Below are 20,438 nucleotides of genomic sequence, written 5' to 3'. Positions count from 1 at the left end.
GTATGATATTTTCATCTACCTAATAACATATAAAGAAATCAGATTATGAAGAACTTATTAGCCCTAGCCTTTGTTGCCCTTTTTACTACCGCGGCAATGGCACAACAAGTAGATTTACGTAAAAAAATAACCGTTAGTGGTAGTGCAGAAAGAGAAGTTACTCCGGATATTATTTACATCAGTATCTCTTTAAAGGAGTACCTTAAAGATGGAAACAGCAAGAAAAAGGTAGAGATGACTACCATAGAGAATCAATTGGTTGCTGCTGTACAAGCTGCTGGCATTCCAAAAGAGAACCTGACGATTAATAACTTGTCTAGTTACAATTACGCCACCAAGAAAAAGAAAGATCCTGATTTCCTGGCCAGCAAACAATACCGTTTAAAAGTAAGCGATCTTAATAAGTTTAATGACATCATGGACGCCATTGACCCTAAAGGAATTGCTTATACCAATATTGAAAGTTACGACTATTCTAAAATGGAAGAGTTGAAGAAAGAACTTAAAGTTAAAGCCCTGCAGGCTGCTAAAGCCAAAGCATTATATATGGTAACTGCGCTTGGAAATGATTTAGGTTCTGTTCTTGACATTCAGGATATCAGTAATGAATCTTTTCCTCAACAGAATTACCGCAACAACACCATGATGATGAAGGCAAGTGCTTCAGCAGATATGGAAAGTGTAGCAGCTGAGATTGACTTCAAAACCATTAAGCTAACCTCTGTAGTGAATACTGTATTCGAAATTAAATAATTGCACGAAAGACTATACAGTTTTCTTTAGCGTAAACTAGTTGATGAGCTTTACCTATAGCAAAGCAACCACAGCTAATTAGTTAACACAAAAGACTTTATAAAACTTTAAAAAAACCTACCAACATTTTTGGTAGGTTTTTTGTTATTCAGGGGTACACCCTTTAAAACAATAAATATGAAAAAATTAATTTACTCCCTGACCCTAATTTTCATGTTAGGTATTAGCGCAAACACTGTTTCAGCTGCTGGCGTTAAAGACAAAAATAAAGTTGAAATGACTGCCGAACAACAGGCACAATTTAACAGAATTACCAACCGTGTTGAGCAAATCAGAGACATGGATAAATCTGATTTATCAAGAGCTGATAAAAAAGAATTGCGTAAAGAGTTAAAAGAATTAAAAAACCAAGCTCGTGCAATGAATGGTGGTGTTTACCTTTCAGTTGGTGCCATTATTATCATCATTTTATTATTAATCCTAATTTTGTAATTAGCATTTTATAACCATAAAAAAAGGCTTTCTGCATCACGCAGAAAGCCTTTTTTTATGGTTTATATTGAAGTTAATCAATAATTGAAAAGCCAGTATATTTAACCAGGGCTTCCGGAACGCGGATACCAGCTGGAGTTTGGTAATTTTCTAGAATTGCCGCTACAATCCTCGGCAAAGCCAATGCACTTCCATTTAAGGTATGTGCCAATTGAGTTTTACCCGTAGCTCCTTTAAACCTTAACTTCAAACGGTTACTTTGGTAATTTTCAAAGTTTGATACCGATGATACTTCTAACCAGCGTTGTTGCGCAGCACTCCATACTTCCATGTCGTAAGTCATGGCAGAAGTAAAACCCATATCACCGCCACATAAACGTAGCACGCGGTAATGTAAACCCAGTTCCTGTAATAAGGACTGCACGTATGCGCTCATTTCCTCCAATACGTTATATGACTGGTCTGGATGAACAATTTGTACCAGTTCTACTTTATCAAACTGGTGCAGGCGGTTTAAACCACGCACATGAGCCCCGTATGAACCTGCTTCCCTGCGGAAACATGGTGTATAAGCACAGTTTTTAATCGGAAACTCTTCTTCTTTCACAATCACATCGCGATAGATATTGGTTACCGGCACTTCGGCAGTTGGTATCAGGTATAAATTATCAACAGTGGAGTGGTACATCTGGCCTTCTTTATCAGGCAGCTGACCGGTACCAAAACCAGAAGCTTCATTCACTAAATGTGGCACCTGCAATTCACGGTAACCCTGCTCTGTTGCACGATCAAGAAAGAAATTGATCAGGGCTCTTTGTAAGCGGGCACCTTTTCCTTTATAAACCGGAAAACCAGCACCTGTAATTTTAGTTCCCAACTCAAAGTCGATGATATCATATTTCGCACAAAGTTCCCAGTGTGGTAGGGCCTGATCGTTCAGTTGTTCGGGCTGGCCATGGGTCAGTACAATTTCATTATCTTCAGGTGTTATACCAGGTTTAACTTGTTCGTTGGGCAAGTTTGGAAGTTGCACCAACAGGTTGTGTAACTTCAGTTCAGCGGTAGTCAGCTGCTCACCCAATTGTTTGATTTTATCTTTATTAGCCGTGGTTTCTAATTTAATGGCATCCGCTTCTTCTTTTTTGCCGTTGCGCATCAATTCACCAATCTGCTTTGCACTCGAATTAGCTATAGCGGAAAGATTGTCTAAGGAAGTTTGTGTTTGTTTACGTTCATCATCAACCTGGATAATTTCATCAACCAATTCTGGCTGTTTAAAGTTACGGATGGTTAAGCGTTCTAAAACTTTCTCTCTATTTTCGCGGATATAGTTAACTTGCAGCATTATTTATATATTTTGAACAAAGATAACAAGAGTTTGGAGACACTGAACATGGATGGTAAACTATTTCTTGTCCCTACGCCCATAGGTAACCTTGAAGATATGACTTTCAGGGCCATCAGGATACTTAAAGAGGCCGACATCATTCTTGCAGAAGATACGCGGACCAGTGCGCCCATGCTCAAGCATTTTGGCATTGATAAAAAAGCATATTCCCACCACCAGCATAACGAACATAAAGCCACTTCGGAGATCATTAAGTTTTTGAAGGAAGGTAAAAATGTAGCCCTGATTTCTGATGCAGGTACACCTGCGATATCTGATCCTGGCTTTTTCCTCACACGCGAAGTGATCAAAAACGGCCTGGAAATAGAATGCCTGCCAGGCGCCACCGCTTTTGTACCAGCCCTGGTAAATTCGGGTTTACCTACGGATGCCTTTGTATTCGAAGGATTTCTGCCCGTTAAAAAAGGCCGACAAACCCGCATGAAAAAACTGGCGGAAGAAGAACGCACCATTGTGCTGTATGAAAGTCCGCATCGACTACTCAAAACCCTGGAAGAATTTGCCGAACATTTCGGTGAAGACCGCCAGGCCTCCGTAAGCAGAGAGCTCACCAAAATGTATGAAGAAACGGTGAGGGGCACCTTAATGGAGATTAAATCACATTTTGAAAACAACATATTAAAAGGAGAATTTGTAATTTGTGTTGCCGGAGCGCCAGAGACTAAAAAGACTAAAGCCGACAGGCCGGATTACAAAAAATAATACAATAAATAAAAAACAACCCATGTTAATAGATCAATTTTTAACAGAAGAGCAAGACCCTAAAACGGTTGATAAAGTTGTAGGAAAACTAAAGGATTTGTTAAGCAGCAATGAAGAGCTGTTATATATAGCTGTGCAAAAACGCCCGGCAGTAAACATATTACCTAATTGTATTGCCTTAAGCAACAAACGCCTATTTTACTGTGAGCCGGCCAATTTCGGCATCACCATGAACTTTAAAGACATCTCCTGGAAAAGTATAAAAGAGGTATCCTTTAAAGAAGAACTTTTTGGTTCTAAATTTATTTGCGTTCCGCAGCATGGCGAAAACATTGTCACCGAATATATTCCTAAAGTGCAGGCCCGTAAACTTTACCAGGCCGTACAAGAACAACTGGATGTTTACCGGGAAGAGTTACAAACTAACCTGGAAGAGTCAAAGAAAACAGTAGAAGAAATTCGTTTTACGCCTATAGAGGTGATAGAAGAAGCCGAGGAACTGGACATTCAACCTGTCCTGATCGAAGCTGCCCCTGAGCTAGCGGAAGAACCAGAAGATGAAGCGACGTTAAAACTACGGAAATTGAAAACTTTATTCGACAAACAACTGATCAACCAAGAGGAATACGAAGCTAAAAAAGCAAGTATTTTAGACAGCATCTAGATGAATTCAAAAAACACGGTTTTACTTGCTTTATTAAGTGCTTTTATCTTGTGGCTGGCCTGGCCCCCTATCCCTTACACCAGCCCTTTATTATTAATTGGTTTAGTACCCCTGCTGATCGCAATTGACCAGACCAGGAATGGAAACAGCCTTAAAAAAGGAAAAAAAGTGTTTCTTACCGCTGGTCTAACCTTCCTGGTGTGGAATACGGCTTGCATTTACTGGGTGTATAATGCCATCAGTGCAGATAACAATGCCATTGTTGCTTTTCTGGTGTCACTAATTCCTTTTGGTTTAGGCGCCTTGCTTATGACTTTCGCTTTTTGGTTATATTACCGTTTAAGTCGCTATGCTTCTATAAAAGTGGCCTATGCAGGTTTACTCAGCTTTTATATTGCGATGGAGTACCTGCATCAAACCTGGGAGCTTTCTTTTCCATGGATGACCTTAGGTAACGGTTTGGCAGGCATGCACCAGCTGGCACAATGGTATGAATACACCGGCGTTTACGGGGGGTCTGTGTGGATTATTTTAAGCAATATCTTCGCTTTCGAAGCTTACAAAGCCTATAAGTCACAAAAGGGCTACCTGCAATACCGGCCAGCCTTAGCCTGGGCTTTAGTAGTCATCCTTCCGGCAACACTGTCATTAGTAAAATACTATAATTACCAGGAAAGAGCCAGACCAGCCTCCGTAGTGGTGGTACAACCTAACATTGATCCTTATAAAAAGTTTGGCGGCATCAGTACGGCCGACCAGCTGAACCTTTTAATGCAGCTATCAGATTCCCTGGGAAAAGTAGATACTGAATATTTTTTCTGGCCGGAAACTGCAATACCGAGTTACCTCGATGAAGAACAGATCCGCAGCAGCACAGAGTTTACACAGTTGCAACAGTTCATTAAAAAATACCCTAACGCATCGCTGGTTACAGGCATGGAAACCATCAGGGTGTATAACGACCAGCGTACGATCAGTGCGAAACACGATGCAAACTCCGGACTGTACTTCGATAATTTCAATACCGCCATGCAGATCGAGAATTCAGCAAATGTGCAGTTCTACCATAAATCTAAATTGGTTCCAGGCGTTGAAAAGTTGCCTTTCCCTACGGTAATGGCTTTTTTAAAACCGGTGTTTGCCCAACTGGGGGGTACCATAGGTGGCTGGGGCTGGCAAGAAAAACCTGGGGTTTTTTATGCCTATAGTGGCATTGGTGTGGCTCCTGTAATTTGTTATGAGTCATTGTGGGGCGACTGGATCGGCCAATCGGTTAAAGATGGCGCTCAGTTCATCGCTATCATCACCAATGATGCATGGTGGGGTAACACCTCCGGAAAAGACCAGCACTTCTTATACGCTAAATTAAGGGCTATAGAAAACCGACGCTGGGTAGCAAGATCAGCCAATACAGGAATATCCGGATTTATCAACCAACGGGGCGATGTAGTGAAACGCAGCAACTGGTGGACCAAAACAGCCTTACAAGAAAATGTAAATTTAAATGATGAGTTAACTTTTTACAGCAAAAGTGGCGACCTGATTGCGAAACTTTTGTGTATCACCGCCTTATTGTTTGCCTTAATTATCCCCTATAAACACTGGATAAAAAAGGCAAAACCGGCTTAGCACTTAGGATAGGTATTTCCCAACAATTGGCATGCGGCGTCCCATGCCGAATGCTTTGGGAGATACCCTTAAAATTGGGGGCGTTTGATAACGTTTAAATTCTGCGGTGTTCACCATTTTGATAATCCGCCGAACTAGTTGCTCGTCATAACCCTGTTCAATAATAGCTTTAGAACTCTTACGCAGCTCTATATACTCGAATAATATCTTATCCAGCGTATCATAGTCGGGCAAGGAATCAGAATCTTTCTGTCCGGGTCTAAGCTCTGCAGATGGCGGTTTAACTACCGTATTCTTAGGAATTACTTCCCCATCTTTATTAATATAGTCTGTTAGCGCATAGACCTGTGTTTTGTACACATCCCCAATCACACCTATGGCACCACACATATCGCCATATAAGGTACCATAACCTACCGCACATTCGCTTTTATTAGAAGTATTAAGCAAAATATAGCCAAACTTATTCGACATGGCCATCACTACAATACCACGGCAACGGGCTTGAATATTTTCTTCAGTCAGGTTAAAAGGCATGCCTTCAAAGGCAGGTGCCATCATATCATCAAATGCATCAGCGGCTTCTTTAATGGCAATCACTTCATGTTTACAGCCGATGTTATGCACCAGATCAAGCGCATCCTTGATGGAATGATCGCTTGAATATTTAGATGGCATTAATACCGCCATCACATTTTCGGGTCCCAGGGCTCTGCAAGCCAATGCACAGACCACAGCTGAATCAATTCCGCCAGACAAACCCAAAACAGCTTGTTTAAACCCAGATTTTTGAAAGTAATCTTGTATACCCAATACCAAGGCATCATGGATTTGTGCAATGTCAGATGCCGCCTCTTGTTTGATGGGTGTTAGACCTTGAAGACGTTTGTTGGCAAATTCATATACCCGCAGCTCTTCCTTAAAATAAGGCATCTCGTCTAAAACATTACCCTCGGCATCAAAAACAAGAGAACCGCCATCAAAAACGATCTCTGTCTGTGCACCTACCTGGTTTACATATAATAAAGGCAAATTATATTTCCGGGCGTTATCAGCTAAAACAACAGCCCTGGCCTCATCATGGGTATATGAAAATGGAGAAGCAGCAATGTTGATCATCAGATCTGGCTGCTCCTTAATCAGCTCATCCATTGGGTTTGACACATATAGCGGATTATTGTTGATGTTCCACAAATCCTCGCAAATGGTTAGGGCAATTTTCTGTCCTTTAAACTCGATACACTCAAATTGTGTCGCAGGCTCAAAATAACGGTACTCATCAAACACATCGTAGTTAGGCAAAAGTGCTTTCCGTGTAACTGCTTTTACCTTGCCTTGTTCAATAAAATAAGCTGCGTTATATAAATCCTTACCAGCTATAGCCTCGTTTTTTACAGGCAGGCCGATTATACAGGCAATATCCTGACAATGACGGGCAATTTCTTGCGCAGCTTGTTCACAAAGGCTAATAAATTCTTCAAACTCCAGAAAGTCGCGCGGCGGATAACCGCACACCGCAAGTTCAGCAAAAACAACCAGGTCGGCACCTTTGGCTTTAGCCAATTGGATGTTCTCCATTATTTTTTTGGTATTATAGTCGAAATTACCAATATGGTAATTAAGCTGGGCTAAGGCGATTTTCATAGTCTTTAAAAGAATACTCCTAAGTTAAGGCCAACGTAGTGGCTACGCACACTTCTGTCTTGTTTTTTCACGATATTAGTGAAACCATTGTTATAAGTTAACCCAACAGTTATGGACGAACGGTTATTCATATCAAATTCACCACCTGCACCTAATATTAGACCGGCACGGTAAAATTTGGTGTAATCCTTAATGTTCTTATTGTTTTCTAATTCGCGGCCGTCCAGTTCAACATCCTGTCTGGCGCCAATATTAAAGTCGTTAGAAAGGCCGAATTGCCCATACCAGCTCACATTGCCAACTTTATCAGTACGCAGTTTAACAGTGAAAGGTATTTCCAGGTATTGCAATTTATATTTAAGGTCGTAGGCGGTCAATGCCGAGATATTAGGATCGTGATAAAGCCTTGGGTTAAACTCTGTACTTTTTCCGTTAATGGTGGTGATGGTTAATCCAGTGGCGAAACTATAGTTTTCAGCAAAATCAAAATCTGCTAACAAGCCATAAGAGAAGCCTAAACTCAAACCATTGCCTTTTCCTCCTTCTTCTGGTTTTAACCAACCAAAAGTAGGGTGTGCAGTAAGGCCTAATCTAAATCCATAGTCACGTGCTGCATAATTTTGAGCAAAAGCCGGAACGGTTGCCAACAAAAAGAGCACTGCAATAATCGCTTTTTTCATATCCATCATTTTAATATAGGTATAACGTGTAATACGGCAAATTTATCTAATTTTTCTGGCGGATAGTTTTTTTACCCTTTCTTTCTTATCCGCATGATGATATGTTACTACCTTACAATAACTTTAAGTTAAATACGACATAAATATATGTTGAAACCGTCTTTTACTAGAAAAACACGGATTCAACACGGATTCATGTCGTATTCATCTCGGATTCATTCCCTGTCCATATCAACGCTATAATAGCCCCAATTACTATAACCCTATTTACAGCTGGCATACAAGCGTTAAGTTAATTACCTATTAATTAATGTGTTTATTTTAATTTAAGGAAACCCTTTTCTTATCTCCACGGTACCGCCCAAATTCAGGATCGGACAACCTTGGCCAACTGCGACTGCGTCTTCATAACTTTCCGCCTTGATAATAATTAAGCCACCAATATTTTCTTTGATCTCGGCAAAAGGACCGTTCGTCACACTTTTATCGGATTTTAATACTCTTCCGTCTGTATCCCAGCGTTGAAGAGGTCTTGAAAGTCTATCCTGCGCAGCAAGGTCTTGATACCAGTCTTGCCATTGTTGAAAATGTTCTTTCAATTGCGCTGCAGAAGGTTGGGCATCAGCAGTTTGAAAATCACGGCGAAAAATTAATAAGAAGTCGTTCATTGGTTAAAATTAATACGTTCATGGAGTTATACAATATCGGCAAAATTGGTTGTGTTATCCAAACATGCCAACTCTATAAGTACCCACTGCATTTGGGAACGATAAATTAATACGATTCCAGGTGTTGATGCCGGTAATTGCCATGGTCAGGTCTATGAGTTCAATTTCCGTGAAATGATCTTTTACCTGGTTATATACTTCGTCTGGCACGTGTGCTGCAGTTACCGCTTCGGCCCAGGAAAGCGCTGCTCTTTCCCGATCAGTATAGTATGGAGTCTCTCTCCATGCGCTCAACCCATACAGACGCTGCTCAGTTTCTCCCTGCGCTCTTGCCTCCTTTGAATGCATATCTAAACAGTAGGCACATTGATTAATCTGCGAGACCCTAAAATCTACTAACGCAATAAGATTTGCATCAATGGAGGAATTTTTCAAATAACCGACCATATCAAATAACGGTTTTAAAGCGTTTTGTCCTTTTGCGAAAATGTTGATTCTCTTTTCCATAATATTATATTTTTGAATGTTTATAACCAAATGACAACCATAGTTTCATTATTGGACAAATTAGAAGAAAAATAAATTCTTTAATCATGGAAGAAAGAATATTGTTACCAGAGCTTTTTAGAAAAGAATACCAGAAAATCGTTTCCGTGTTATGTTATCGGTTCGGCATACATCATATTGAAGTTGCGCAAGATATTGTAAGTGACACATTTTTATCCGCCACCGAAATATGGCGCCAAAAGGGGCTTCCAGATAACCCGAGCGCCTGGCTTTACACGGTTGCCAGCAATAAAACAAAAAACTACTTGAAACGTGAATCGCTCTTTGAACAAAAACTTACACCTCAGATCAGGTATTTGGAATCGGCACAGGCAGCTGAACGCGAGATTGATCTATCAGAAAAAAACATAACCGACAGTCAGCTTGCCATGATTTTCACCGTATGTAATCCTTGTAATCCCAGAGCATCGCAAGTTGCGCTTGCACTCCATTTATTATGTGGCTTTAGCATAGCGGAAATTGCAGAAGCCTACCTCACTAACAAGGATGTTATCTATAAAAGGGTTAGCCGAGCTAAACAAAAACTTAGGGAAGAAAATATTAAAATTGAGCAACCAGCCCCTGGAGATATTACGCCAAGGCTAGAAAACGTACTGACGACCATATACTTGCTTTTCTCTGAAGGATACTATTCCACTTTGGAAAACGCCAACCTGCGAAAGGACCTGTGTACAGAAGCCATGAGGCTATGTCACCTGTTGACGGAGCAAGAATTAACCAATCAGCCAGCGGTAAATGCATTGATGTCTTTGATGTGTTTTCATGCCTCGCGTTTTGATGCCAGGCAAAATAATGAAGGGGAAGTTGTACTTTACGGGGATCAGGATGAAACTTTGTGGAACCAGGAGTTGATCATAAAAGGCACTTATTTTCTTGCCCATTCCGCTGAGGGAACTGTGATGAGCAAATACCACCTGGAGGCAGGTATTGCGTATTGGCACACACAAAAAGAGGATACGATAGAAAAGTGGAATAATATCCTAAATTATTATAACGACCTATTCATGCTGGAAAATTCTCCCATTGTGGCTTTAAATAGGACGTATGCCCTGAGTAAGGTTAAGGGAAAGAAGGTTGCCATTATCGAAGCGGAAAAGCTTAAACTTTTGGATAACCACTTTTATTATTCCTTACTTGGTGAGCTTTATACCGGCCTGGATGACCACCAGGCACTCAGACATTTTGAGCGGGCACTCCACCTCTCCAGGTCCGATGCTGATCAATTGCAAATAAAAAAGCACATCGAAAAACTGTTACTAAGTTAGACCCAAACCAGTATTCACAAAAAAATTCGCCAACTTACAGTACCCTAATTATTATTCTATGGCAAAAGTTGGTATCGTTTTATCAGGAGGAGGAATCAGAGGCATTGCCCATCTTGGCGTTTTAAAAGCATTAGTTAACCAAGGCATTACATTTAGCCACATTAGTGGCACCAGTGCAGGTTCCATTGCCGGTGCCTTATTTGCTTCGGGTTTAGACCCGGAGGAATGTCTAAATATTATTAATAGAACAAAATTACTACGTTTTATTCGCCCAGCCATTGGCTCACTCGGATTGGTGGATATTCAAAATACCGCTTCTTTATTAAAACCGTATTTTCCAGAAAACCTGATAGAAAAACTAAAGATTCCACTTACCGTGGCGGTAACCAACTTTTCGGAAGGTAAATTGGAATACTTTACCAAAGGTCCGGTCATTCAGACCATACTGGCTTCCAGTTGTATTCCGGGAATCTTTAAACCCATGATGATCGACAATAAAATGTATGTAGACGGCGGAGTATTAAATAATTTCCCGGTAGAACCGCTGTTAACGGATTGTGATTTCATTATCGGATCGTCATGCAACCATTTAAAACCTATAGAAAAACTGACAACGTTTAGGTCATTAGTTGGCCGGGCAGGGATGATGCTGATTAACCGCGATATGGAACAGAAATCAGCCTTTTGCAACATCCTTATTGAACCGAAAGACATGGGAATGATTAGCGCTTTTGACACAAAAAAAGCGGAAACCATTTATTGGCTGGCTTATGAAGAAGCCTTAAAAACCATTAAAGGGAATCCACTGATCAAAACGCTTGTTGGGCAAACGCTTAATTAAAGTCTAATGCCACCAGCTCATCACCCTGTAATACAGGGATGGTCTGGCATATATTCAGTTGCAAACAAAACTTTACGTCTTCTTCAATATTTAATGCCGCGAGGCGGTGGCTATGTGATGATTTCATCATGTAATTACGCAAGTCCTTTTTGGCTAAAATATAAAGGTCTTCAGCAGCTACACTGGAATCATCAAAGTGAGAGAAGCTACTCCTCAACTCGCTGACTACAGCGCCTGCAAACAGGGTATCTTCCAGGTTAAACTGATCTTTCCATCCGGCACAAAGCAACAACACATCTTTATCTTGTTGTTTAAGCCATTTACATAAAAACTCCAGGTTTAAGAAAGAGCCAATCACCACCTGATGAGCGCGGGTCCTGGCCATATGTAAGGCTTTGGTGCCGTTGGTGGTGGTGAGCACTACCGTTTTACCGGCTACTTTTTCTTTTGTATAAGAAAATGGGGAATTGCCAAAGTCATAGCCTTCCACCACTTCACCATTTCTTTCTGCCGCAAGCAGGTGGCCCATGTCTTTGTAAAGTAGACAATCCTCAACCTGCGCTACAGGAATGATGGCTAATGCACCATTGTCCAAACCATAAACCATGGATGACGTTGCCCTAAGCACATCAATCACTACAACAATACTGTCCTCAATAGTATATAAATCCAGCAAGGCTGGTGTTAAACACACTTCAATTTTTCTATGCATCTATGCTTGCAGACTATTTAAACGGAAACTTAACCAGTTTTGCTTTTACTTTTTTGTCGCGAATAAGGATATAAACCTCAGCGCCTTCTTTTGCCAGAGCTTTGTCTACATAACCCATACCGATGGCTTTTTGTAAAGATGGCGACTGAGTACCAGAGGTTACTTTACCAATGACCTGGCCTTCTGCATCTACGATCTGGTAATCATGACGAGGAATACCACGGTCTATCATTTCGATACCCATTAGTTTTTTGCTAACGCCTGCTTCTTTTTGAGCTTTCAAGGCTTCAGCATTGGTAAAGTCTTTAGTGAATTTAGTTACCCAGCCTAAGCCGGCTTCTAAAGGCGAGGTAGTATCGTCAATGTCATTTCCATATAAACAGAAACCCATTTCTAGACGCAAGGTATCACGTGCACCCAAACCAATAGGTTTGATGTTTAAATCGGCACCCGCTGCGAATATGGCATCCCAAATGGTATTGGCATGTTGGTTTTCAAAATAGATTTCAAAGCCACCAGCCCCAGTGTAACCGGTTGCCGATACCAATACATTTTCTACACCAGCAAAAGTTCCTTTTTTGAAATTATAATATTCCATAGAAGCCAGGTCAATGTCTGTTAAACTTTGTAAAGCTTCTGCGGCTTTTGGTCCTTGTACGGCTAATAAAGAGGTTTTATCAGAAATATTGTGCATTTCCACCCCTTCAGTATTGTACTTCTGGATCCAGTTCCAGTCTTTCTCTATGTTTGATGCATTAACCACTAACATATAGCTTTTTTCGTCTATGCGGTATACCAACAAATCGTCAACAATACCACCTTCTTCGTTAGGCAAATAAGCGTATTGAATTTTACCATCATATAATTTAGAAGCATCATTACTGGATACGCGTTGGATCAGGTCAAGTGCTTTTTCTCCTTTAAGAATAAACTCGCCCATATGACTTACGTCGAAAACCCCTACCCCGTTTCTAACGGTACTATGTTCTGCATTGATGCCTTCGTATTGTACAGGCATATTGTAACCTGCAAACGGCACCATTTTAGCGCCTAATGATATGTGTTTCTCTGTTAACGCGGTATTATTCATGCTTTCTTTATGTGCTTAATCTAGCCCAAAAGTACACAATTTTATGCATTAAGTAAACGTTCGTAGATTTTGAGCATGCGCTCGGATATAGAAGAAATGTTGTAATATTTATCGGCGGTTTTACGTGCCTGTTCGCCAATTTCAACCAGCTTACCGGGGTTGGTAATACATTGTAAAATGGAACGGTAAAACTCATCGGGTGTATCTGCAATTAGAATATCCTTACCGTGGTGGCAAAAGATCCCTTCGGCTGCCATGGTGGTGGCAATGATGCATTTGCGCATGGCCATACCCTCAATGATTTTTACACGCATGCCGCTTCCACTTAATAGTGGCACAATCATAATGGCCTTGGAGTTGATAAACTCTACGGCATCCAGAATTTCGCCTTCAACAACCACGTTATCAGAATCGTATTCAAAAAACTCCTGCTGCATGTGTTTGCCGGCAATATAAAAACGCAGCTCACTATTCAGTTTTTCGATATCGGGCCATATTTCATAAAGAAACCACTCCAGGCCTTCCTTATTAGGACGGAAATCCATGGCCCCTAAATGAAATAAGGTTGGGAAACTGTTACTTGGTGTGGTGGTGATGTATTTATCCAGGTCCAGGGCTACCGGAAGCACTTCCAGACTGGTTTCACAGCCAAAGCGCAGGATGCTTTGGCGATCCTGCTCGCTGATGGCAAAGATTTGATGAAAACGGTTGATCTGATCGGTTTCGTATGATTTTAACCGACGGGATAAAAACTCGAGGTACTTTCGTCTAGGGGGAAACCTTTCTGTAAAAGCCAGGCGTTCCCATACATCGAAAACAATGTTATGTGCACGATATATCAATTTAGCATTGGTATTGGCTTTTACCACATCAAGGTAAGGAACGACGAACAGGCCTTCAAACTGGACGATATCGAACTCATGTTCTCGTAAAATGTTTTCCAGTAATTTCGCTGCATCATCGCTGAAATAACGGGAAACGTTGTAGGACTCATTAGAAAATATATTGAGAAACATGGCCCAGAGGTTGGCATCGGTTTCGATATCATGTGAGTAGAAGTTTATGGCCTCATACACCGGATCGTAAATATCATCGAGATCTACATGGTAGGCACTGGTGTTAAGGCTAAACAGGGTGACTTCTACATCATGGCGCAATAATCCCTTTATCGTGTTATAAACCACGATAGGGTAACCACTGTTAGGTGGAAATGGGACCTTATATGTTAACATCAGAACTTTCACCGATGTTAAATTACAAATTATCTTTCAGTGTTTTCGAATAGAATCAACTGGGGACTGCTTATGTTAAAAGTTTTACGGTGATAGGGTGTTAAACCGTAATTTAAAGAAGCATTTCGATGCATAATGGTGGGATAACCTTTGTTTTGATGCCAGTCATACAAAGGGTATTCCTGGGCCAGCTTCACCATGTACTCATCGCGATGTGTTTTCGCCAGTATAGATGCAGCAGCGATATTAAGGTATTTACCGTCGCCTTTTACAATGCAGGAATGGGGAATTTCGGGATAGGTTTTAAATCGGTTGCCATCAATACTTAAATATTGTGGTCTGATGCTTAATTTTTCGATAGCGCGGTGCATGGCTAAAAAAGAGGCATTTAAGATATTGATCCTATCAATTTCTTCATTATCTACGGCGGCAACAGCCCAGCAAATCGCTTCCTTCTCGATGATGATGCGCAACTCGTCACGTTGTTTATGTTTAAGCATCTTCGAATCGGTCAGTTCACCGGCAACAAAATCTTTAGGCAGAATCACGGCAGCTGCAAATACTGGTCCGGCTAAACACCCTCTTCCGGCTTCATCACAGCCCGCCTCTAAAAAATCCTCCTGATAGCAATTCAACAACATTTAACAAAGATAGGGAATAACGATTTAACTTAAACCGTTACGTTTTGAGATTTTACATCGAAGGCATCGCGCAAACCGATGGCAAGCAGGTTGAATGCATACACGGTAAACATAATAGCCAGGCCAGGTAATACAGCCAGGTAAGCAGCATCCATGATGATATAACCATAGTGTTCCTTAATCATGCTGCCCCAGCTAGGCATGGGTGGCTGCGCACCAAAACCGAGAAAGCTGAGTCCGGATTCTAATATAATGGCTGATGCAAAATTAGCGGATGCCACCACTAAAATTGGTCCGGCAATATTGGGAAGGATGTGTTTGATGATAATTCTATTGGTAGAGAAACCTAATGCCCTGCTGGCCTCTACAAATTCCACTTCTTTTAAAGCCATGACTTGCCCTCGCACCAGACGGGCCACATCAACCCAGGTTGATAAACCTACGGCAATAAATATCTGCCAGAACCCCTTACCCAGGGCAAAGGAAATAGCAATAACGAGTAACAGCGATGGCAATGACCATACCACATTCATGAACCAGCTGATGGCAGCATCCACTTTACCGCCATAAAAGCCGGAAAGGGCACCTAAGGTGATTCCAATAGATAAGGAGATGAGGACGGCCATTAAACCAACAGATAGCGATACGCGAATGCCAATGATGAGGCGACTCAGCAGGTCGCGGCCATACATATCTGTCCCTAGCCAAAAGGTTTGTTTATACACTTGCTCCCCACCTAAACGCTGGAAACTTATTTCTTCAGCTTGTTCCTCATCGCCAATGTATTCTCTGGCGTAAATTACATCGCCTTGCACCCGGTAGGAGGTGATGGGAATACTTTTATAATTTGGCTCCTGACCGTTTAGCATTTTGGTAAACAAGTTTACCTGCTCAATTTTAGCATTGCGCGAGGTAACCAGAAATTGAAAACTGCGTCCTGGCTTTTTATTGCTTAACTGCAGGTGCATGGTGTTGGCCATGGGCGACTGGTCTGGCGTGATTAAATAGCCCAGCACCCCCATCAGCATCAGGAGCCCAATAAAGATCATGCCGCCAAAAGCCAGCTTATTCTTCTTGAATTTAATCCATATCTTTTGCGAAGGACTATGTTGATGTTTGCTCATTTCACCATTCTTCCCTTCCACTTGTATTTTCCAGAATTTCCGGCAACGCCGATAAATAAAATGTAGACGATGTGCATGATACTGAGTATGGGTGACAACACCATGAGCTCCCTGCGCTGGGCAAACCTGGTGACTGCCCATAAAAATATAAATTCTAAACTTATTTTGAAAAGCAGTTGTAATAGGGCAACATATAAAAATAGGGGGTTAAATAAGCCAGCAGTGATATTGCAAACGATGCTTAGGTTAAACAACCAGACCAATACGCCCAAAACAATAATACTCTTGTTTTTATAACGCGTGCTTTTTGAGGCCCAACGTTTACGCTGCTGTATAAATTCTGCTAATGTAGGTTTAGCTTGCGTATATACAATGGCATTCCTGTTTTTCAAAAAGCCGATTTTCTGTCCATATCGTGCCGCCATTTTATGAAGCAGTAGCTCATCATCGCCAGAGGCCAGGTCGTCAATTCCTTTAAATCCACCCACTTCATAAAAGGCTTCCCTTTCGTAAGCCAGGTTTGCGCCATTACAGGTAGAAGGTTTGTTGTTTCCAATAGTAGAAGCGCCTAAACCAATCAGGTATAGAAACTCTAAGGCTTGCGCACGTTCAAAGAAGTTTTTTTCTTCTGCATAGGCCACAGGCGAGGAGATCATTTTATAGTCGTTTTCTTCATAATACTGCACAATGGTTTGTAGCCACTCCGGCCCCATCCTGCAATCTGCATCTGTAGTTATAATTAACTTACCACTTGCACCACCAATGGCGGTTTCAATAGCTTTTTTCTTGTAAGAATTCAAGGTCTTTTCCTGCAGGCTGATCAGCTTTACGCGCTTGTATTGGGAAATAATTGCTGCAGTCCTATCGGTGGAATGGTCGTCAATGAAGATGATTTCCGTGAGTTCCTGATTGTACGTCTGAGCTAATAAATCTTCAATCGTTTTTGAAATATTTTCTTCCTCATCTCTTGCAGCAACAATTATGCTTACTGGGGTTTGGCCTTGCCTTTTAACCGGCGAATAGTTACGCAGTTTTTTCCACCCTGTAATAAAACTGATGACCACCACCACATAAAGCAGGGTTAAAAAAAGACTGATGAAATTAGCTGCGCTGAATATTTCCAAAGAAGTTAAGTTTAAAAACAAAGTAAGAACCTAATATAGCAGGAATAATAATATTGATGAGCCATATACTGGCGGTGCAGGCCACTACTGCAGCATTTTTATCGGTCACATAATTAAAGAAAAATAAGGCGGTTACGCTACGGATTCCAATATCAAACAGGTCGAGCGAGGGCAGTGAGGATTGCACAAAAAACAAGATACAAACCATCATGATGATATCCATAGCCTGCAATTCTGGAATTAACCAAAAGAACATAATAAAATATTGTGTACTGAAAACCACATAACGTGCTAAGCAGAAGAATAGGATTTTAGTAAGCTCAATTTTTTTGTAGCGGGCCAGTACTCTATAAAAACGCTGGTATTGCCTGGTCCACCGGATAGACAGTAAAATGCTGTTTAGCCATTTGATGTTAAAAAAAAACAGGAAAAAGAACAGGCAGAACGCTGATGCAAAAGCACAAAGTGCCAAAAACAACCCCTGATTTAATAAATTGAAACGGTAAACGAATAGACAGACAGCAATAGAACCGAAGATATTGGTTAACACCAGCTGACCGATATTGCCTACTGCCATGGCAATGACACCAATGATCCGGCGTTTCGGCGATAGGAAGAACACCCGGCCTCCATACTCCCCTAAACGGTTTGGTGTAAAAATAGCAAGTGTTAAGCCGCAAAAAACAGACTCTATGGCCCGCCACAGACTAAGTACTTCGATGGTTTTAATAAGCCTTTGCCACTTAATAGCCTCCAGCCCCCAATTTACCAGCATGAGCAAGCCCACCAGCGATAATACCAGCCAAATTTGCCTTTCTGGAGTAGCCCGCATGAGCAGTACAAACTCCTTTAAATCATGATTTGTACTTAGTTTATGGTAAATAAACCAAAATGCAAATACAACGATGGCAATTTTTAGACTGTAGGATATGAGCTTTTTATGGGTGGCTGTCAAATTTTTACTTTTACTATCTGCAAATATGCTTAATATTGTTCTATGTTGGTGGAAAAAAAGGAAAGGGTTATCATGGGTATCGACCCAGGCACAGCCGTAATGGGCTATGGGGTAATCTTGGAAAAGGGAAATAAAATCGAATTAATCACCATGGGTATTGTTCGGATGGATCATCTGGATGACCATTTCTTGAAATTACAGCGGATATTTGAAAAAACCATTGTGCTGTTAGATGAGTACAAACCAGATGTGCTGGCTATTGAAGCACCTTTTTATGGAAAGAACATTCAAGTGATGTTGAAGTTAGGCCGGGCTCAGGGCATTGCCATGGCAGCGGCACTTTCCAGAAATATTCCGGTTACGGAGTATGCACCAAGAAAAATTAAACAGTCAATTACAGGAAGCGGAAGTGCCGGTAAAGAACAGGTAGCCGCCATGTTGCAGCGCCTGCTCAACTTTAAGGAAACACCAGAATTTCTAGATGCAACGGATGGACTGGCAGTGGCGGTTTGCCATTCCTTTCAAAGGGTCAGTACCAGCGGCAAAGGCAAATCGTATTCCGGATGGGAATCTTTTGTAAAAGACAATAAAAAAAGGGTGCTGTAGTCCAATCTACTTGATAATGGGTGTAGGCTTACGATTTTCGTCCATGGCTACAAATGAAAACTCACCAGTTACTGCTTTCTCCCTCACATCTGAATACATCTCCTCAATATAAATCTCTACTTTAACTTTTAAACTGGTGTTACCGAGATGGCTAATGGTGCCAATAAGCTCAATAATGGTTCCTGCTGGAATTGGTCTTTTAAAATCAATCCGGTCACTGCTTACGGTAACCATCTTTTGCCGACTAAAACGTGTTGCGGTGATAAAAGCGACTTCATCCATCAGGTGCATGGCTGTGCCACCAAATAGGGTGTCATAATGATTGGTGGTGTTGGGAAATACAGCTTTAAAAATACGGGTTTCTGCAGACTTAATTTTTTCTTCTATGGTCATTTGTTTTCAATAAAATATTTTAACAGACGGTATCGAAACAGACAACCGCTTTAATTAGCCAGTATCGGCCTATAACAAAACAGTCCCGGATGAGGATCCGGGACTGTTTTGTTTCGTGTCTAATTCCTCGGAGGAACTAAGATCCTAATATTTTAAATACCGCTTTACAGCAGATGAAAGCACCAACGAATAATATAACCCAGGATACAATAGATAAAATCATTGAATCACCAGCAAAACGAAGGAATACACCTATCATACTGACCACGATACCAACCACCATTAATTGGTAAATTGACGGTTGATTAGCTCTTTGCATGCTTTCGGTGTGGTATTTTGGTTTCTGATCCATGATAAAGTTTATATTTTAATCCTACAAAATTAATTATTAATTCCTAAAAAAAGCATAAACACCTAATAAGTTTTTAAGGCTTTTAGCCTTTGGCCTGCTTTCTCTTTTTCCTTTAAGTCTTTTCCCTGGTAGAACTGCTTTTCCCAATCGCCATACATCGGGTTAGGGAACACAATAAACTTGGTTCCAAACATTTGCCAGGCACGGTCTACCTCTTCCTTAGTGTTCTTGTTTTCCCGGTAAAATACGTTCGACAGGTCGCTTAAGTTATCACCACATAACAACAGGATATTATAGTGCTCCCGTATTTTTTGCCGGCGAGGTTCTTTATCGGAAGTACCACTATTCAATAGCAGGTGTTCTGCATCAGCATTAGGGAAATCAAAGCGTTGTAGGTTCATTAACGTTCCTGCAGCTTCTGAAGTCAGCCGATTGCTCACATAGAAAACCTCCACATTAAAGCGGGCAGCAAATTTCAAGAATCCTAAAGCCCCCGGAATGGTATCGGCCAAACCTTTACTGGTCCAGTCTTCCCAATCAGTTTGCGAATAACTCCGTCCTTTTTGAAGCTCTTTACCTTGAAACGGTGAGTTATCTAAAACAGTTTCATCAATATCTACGACAACAGCGTTTCTTTTGGTGGTATCAGCAGTTTTAAGCTGCTCTAATAACGATAGCCTGGCGAAGTTATAGGCTTGGAAAGTAAGGGCACGTAACTCTCCGGAATGCTGCTGCCATAATACAGCGTTTGTGTAATCGCGGAAACCCTGGTCATTCTTCTTTTGGGCCAGTAAACTGGTCTGAAAAAGAAAACAAAGTGCAGCCAGTGTGAATAGTCGTTTCATCAATAGATTAAATTAAAAAAGCCTTTACCGTTGAGGGTAAAGGCTTTAGTA

The 20,438-nt window shown here is 41.1% G+C and carries 23 protein-coding genes; 8 read left to right on the top strand and 15 right to left on the bottom strand.

The features are described from left to right. The first annotated feature begins 45 nt into the window (after positions 1–45). Together IWX76_RS09260 and IWX76_RS09255 are read left to right on the top strand one after the other, a co-directional pair. The gene (locus IWX76_RS09260; protein ID WP_196859619.1) at positions 46–753 is read left to right on the top strand and encodes an SIMPL domain-containing protein; all 708 of its coding nucleotides are present in this window, start codon (positions 46–48) and stop codon (positions 751–753) included. A 177-nt stretch (positions 754–930) separates the two neighbouring features. Beyond that, entirely contained in the window at positions 931–1,245 is a 315-nt protein-coding gene (locus IWX76_RS09255; protein WP_196859618.1) for a hypothetical protein, read from the top strand. Between the two features lie 73 nt (positions 1,246–1,318). Here IWX76_RS09255 and serS read toward each other — a convergent pair whose 3' ends face one another. Further along, entirely contained in the window at positions 1,319–2,590 is a 1,272-nt protein-coding gene (gene serS, locus IWX76_RS09250; protein WP_196859617.1) for a serine--tRNA ligase, read from the bottom strand. Between the two features lie 48 nt (positions 2,591–2,638). Here serS and rsmI point away from each other — a divergent pair, with 48 nt between their 5' ends. From rsmI to lnt, 3 genes are read left to right on the top strand one after another with little or no spacing between them, the layout of a single operon-like run. Then, on the top strand, positions 2,639–3,355 hold the full coding sequence (gene rsmI / locus IWX76_RS09245) for a 16S rRNA (cytidine(1402)-2'-O)-methyltransferase (protein ID WP_196860044.1): 717 nt from the start codon (positions 2,639–2,641) through the stop codon (positions 3,353–3,355). Between the two features lie 22 nt (positions 3,356–3,377). Continuing rightward, entirely contained in the window at positions 3,378–4,019 is a 642-nt protein-coding gene (locus IWX76_RS09240; RefSeq protein WP_196859616.1) for a PH domain-containing protein, read from the top strand. Beyond that, on the top strand, positions 4,020–5,648 hold the full coding sequence (gene lnt, locus IWX76_RS09235) for an apolipoprotein N-acyltransferase (RefSeq protein WP_196859615.1): 1,629 nt from the start codon (positions 4,020–4,022) through the stop codon (positions 5,646–5,648). Positions 5,649–5,651: 3 nt separating this feature from the next. On the opposite strand, the gene IWX76_RS09230 is transcribed toward lnt, so the two are convergent. From IWX76_RS09230 to IWX76_RS09215, 4 genes are all read right to left on the bottom strand, one after another. Beyond that, on the bottom strand, positions 5,652–7,292 hold the full coding sequence (locus IWX76_RS09230) for an NAD+ synthase (protein WP_196859614.1): 1,641 nt from the start codon (positions 7,290–7,292) through the stop codon (positions 5,652–5,654). 5 nt (positions 7,293–7,297) lie between these two features. After that, positions 7,298–7,972, bottom strand: a complete 675-nt coding sequence (locus IWX76_RS09225) for a porin family protein (protein WP_196859613.1) — start codon at positions 7,970–7,972, stop codon at positions 7,298–7,300. Positions 7,973–8,298: 326 nt separating this feature from the next. Then, the gene (locus IWX76_RS09220) at positions 8,299–8,640 is read right to left on the bottom strand and encodes a YciI family protein (protein WP_196859612.1); all 342 of its coding nucleotides are present in this window, start codon (positions 8,638–8,640) and stop codon (positions 8,299–8,301) included. Between the two features lie 54 nt (positions 8,641–8,694). Beyond that, a complete protein-coding gene (locus IWX76_RS09215) occupies positions 8,695–9,147 on the bottom strand; it encodes a carboxymuconolactone decarboxylase family protein (protein WP_196859611.1) in 453 nt (150 codons plus the stop codon). Positions 9,148–9,233: 86 nt separating this feature from the next. On the opposite strand from IWX76_RS09215, the gene IWX76_RS09210 reads away from it, so the two are divergent. Then, complete coding sequence (locus IWX76_RS09210) at positions 9,234–10,472, top strand: RNA polymerase sigma factor (RefSeq protein WP_196859610.1); 1,239 nt, start codon at positions 9,234–9,236, stop codon at positions 10,470–10,472. Between the two features lie 58 nt (positions 10,473–10,530). Then, positions 10,531–11,313: a patatin-like phospholipase family protein gene (locus IWX76_RS09205; protein WP_196859609.1), complete on the top strand. Its 783-nt coding sequence runs from the start codon at positions 10,531–10,533 to the stop codon at positions 11,311–11,313. Here IWX76_RS09205 and IWX76_RS09200 read toward each other — a convergent pair. The 7 genes from IWX76_RS09200 to IWX76_RS09170 are packed head-to-tail and all read right to left on the bottom strand — an operon-like array spanning position 11,306 to position 18,191. Next, on the bottom strand, positions 11,306–12,025 hold the full coding sequence (locus IWX76_RS09200; protein ID WP_196859608.1) for a 2-phosphosulfolactate phosphatase: 720 nt from the start codon (positions 12,023–12,025) through the stop codon (positions 11,306–11,308). The genes IWX76_RS09205 and IWX76_RS09200 overlap by 8 nt on opposite strands. Before the next feature lie 13 nt (positions 12,026–12,038). Then, the gene (gene gcvT / locus IWX76_RS09195; RefSeq protein WP_196859607.1) at positions 12,039–13,115 is read right to left on the bottom strand and encodes a glycine cleavage system aminomethyltransferase GcvT; all 1,077 of its coding nucleotides are present in this window, start codon (positions 13,113–13,115) and stop codon (positions 12,039–12,041) included. Between the two features lie 41 nt (positions 13,116–13,156). Then, positions 13,157–14,347 (bottom strand): glycosyltransferase family 4 protein, encoded by a 1,191-nt coding sequence (locus tag IWX76_RS09190; RefSeq protein WP_334641568.1) that lies wholly within the window; start codon positions 14,345–14,347, stop codon positions 13,157–13,159. 29 nt (positions 14,348–14,376) lie between these two features. After that, positions 14,377–14,988: a ribonuclease HII gene (locus IWX76_RS09185; RefSeq protein ID WP_196859605.1), complete on the bottom strand. Its 612-nt coding sequence runs from the start codon at positions 14,986–14,988 to the stop codon at positions 14,377–14,379. A 29-nt stretch (positions 14,989–15,017) separates the two neighbouring features. Next, entirely contained in the window at positions 15,018–16,112 is a 1,095-nt protein-coding gene (locus IWX76_RS09180; protein ID WP_196859604.1) for an ABC transporter permease, read from the bottom strand. Further along, on the bottom strand, positions 16,109–17,236 hold the full coding sequence (locus tag IWX76_RS09175; protein WP_334641567.1) for a glycosyltransferase family 2 protein: 1,128 nt from the start codon (positions 17,234–17,236) through the stop codon (positions 16,109–16,111). Before IWX76_RS09175 ends, IWX76_RS09180 begins: the two co-directional genes overlap by 4 nt. Then, a complete protein-coding gene (locus tag IWX76_RS09170) occupies positions 17,214–18,191 on the bottom strand; it encodes a hypothetical protein (RefSeq protein ID WP_196859603.1) in 978 nt (325 codons plus the stop codon). Before IWX76_RS09170 ends, IWX76_RS09175 begins: the two co-directional genes overlap by 23 nt. Before the next feature lie 42 nt (positions 18,192–18,233). On the opposite strand from IWX76_RS09170, the gene ruvC reads away from it, so the two are divergent. Next, a complete protein-coding gene (gene ruvC, locus IWX76_RS09165) occupies positions 18,234–18,797 on the top strand; it encodes a crossover junction endodeoxyribonuclease RuvC (RefSeq protein ID WP_196859602.1) in 564 nt (187 codons plus the stop codon). Positions 18,798–18,803: 6 nt separating this feature from the next. Here the strand turns inward: ruvC and IWX76_RS09160 are convergent, their stop codons facing one another. The 3 genes from IWX76_RS09160 to IWX76_RS09150 all read right to left on the bottom strand — a co-directional run bounded on the left by IWX76_RS09160 (position 18,804) and on the right by IWX76_RS09150 (position 20,387). Next, the gene (locus IWX76_RS09160; RefSeq protein WP_196859601.1) at positions 18,804–19,190 is read right to left on the bottom strand and encodes an acyl-CoA thioesterase; all 387 of its coding nucleotides are present in this window, start codon (positions 19,188–19,190) and stop codon (positions 18,804–18,806) included. A 136-nt stretch (positions 19,191–19,326) separates the two neighbouring features. Beyond that, positions 19,327–19,542 (bottom strand): hypothetical protein, encoded by a 216-nt coding sequence (locus IWX76_RS09155; RefSeq protein ID WP_196859600.1) that lies wholly within the window; start codon positions 19,540–19,542, stop codon positions 19,327–19,329. 62 nt (positions 19,543–19,604) lie between these two features. After that, entirely contained in the window at positions 19,605–20,387 is a 783-nt protein-coding gene (locus IWX76_RS09150; RefSeq protein WP_196859599.1) for a 5'-nucleotidase, lipoprotein e(P4) family, read from the bottom strand. Positions 20,388–20,438 lie beyond the last annotated feature (51 nt).

Source organism: Pedobacter sp. CAN_A7 (assembly GCF_015752175.1).
Taxonomy (GTDB): Bacteria; Bacteroidota; Bacteroidia; order Sphingobacteriales; family Sphingobacteriaceae; genus Pedobacter.
Note: the sequence above shows the minus strand (reverse complement) of the source record. Positions and strands in the feature narration are given on the sequence as shown.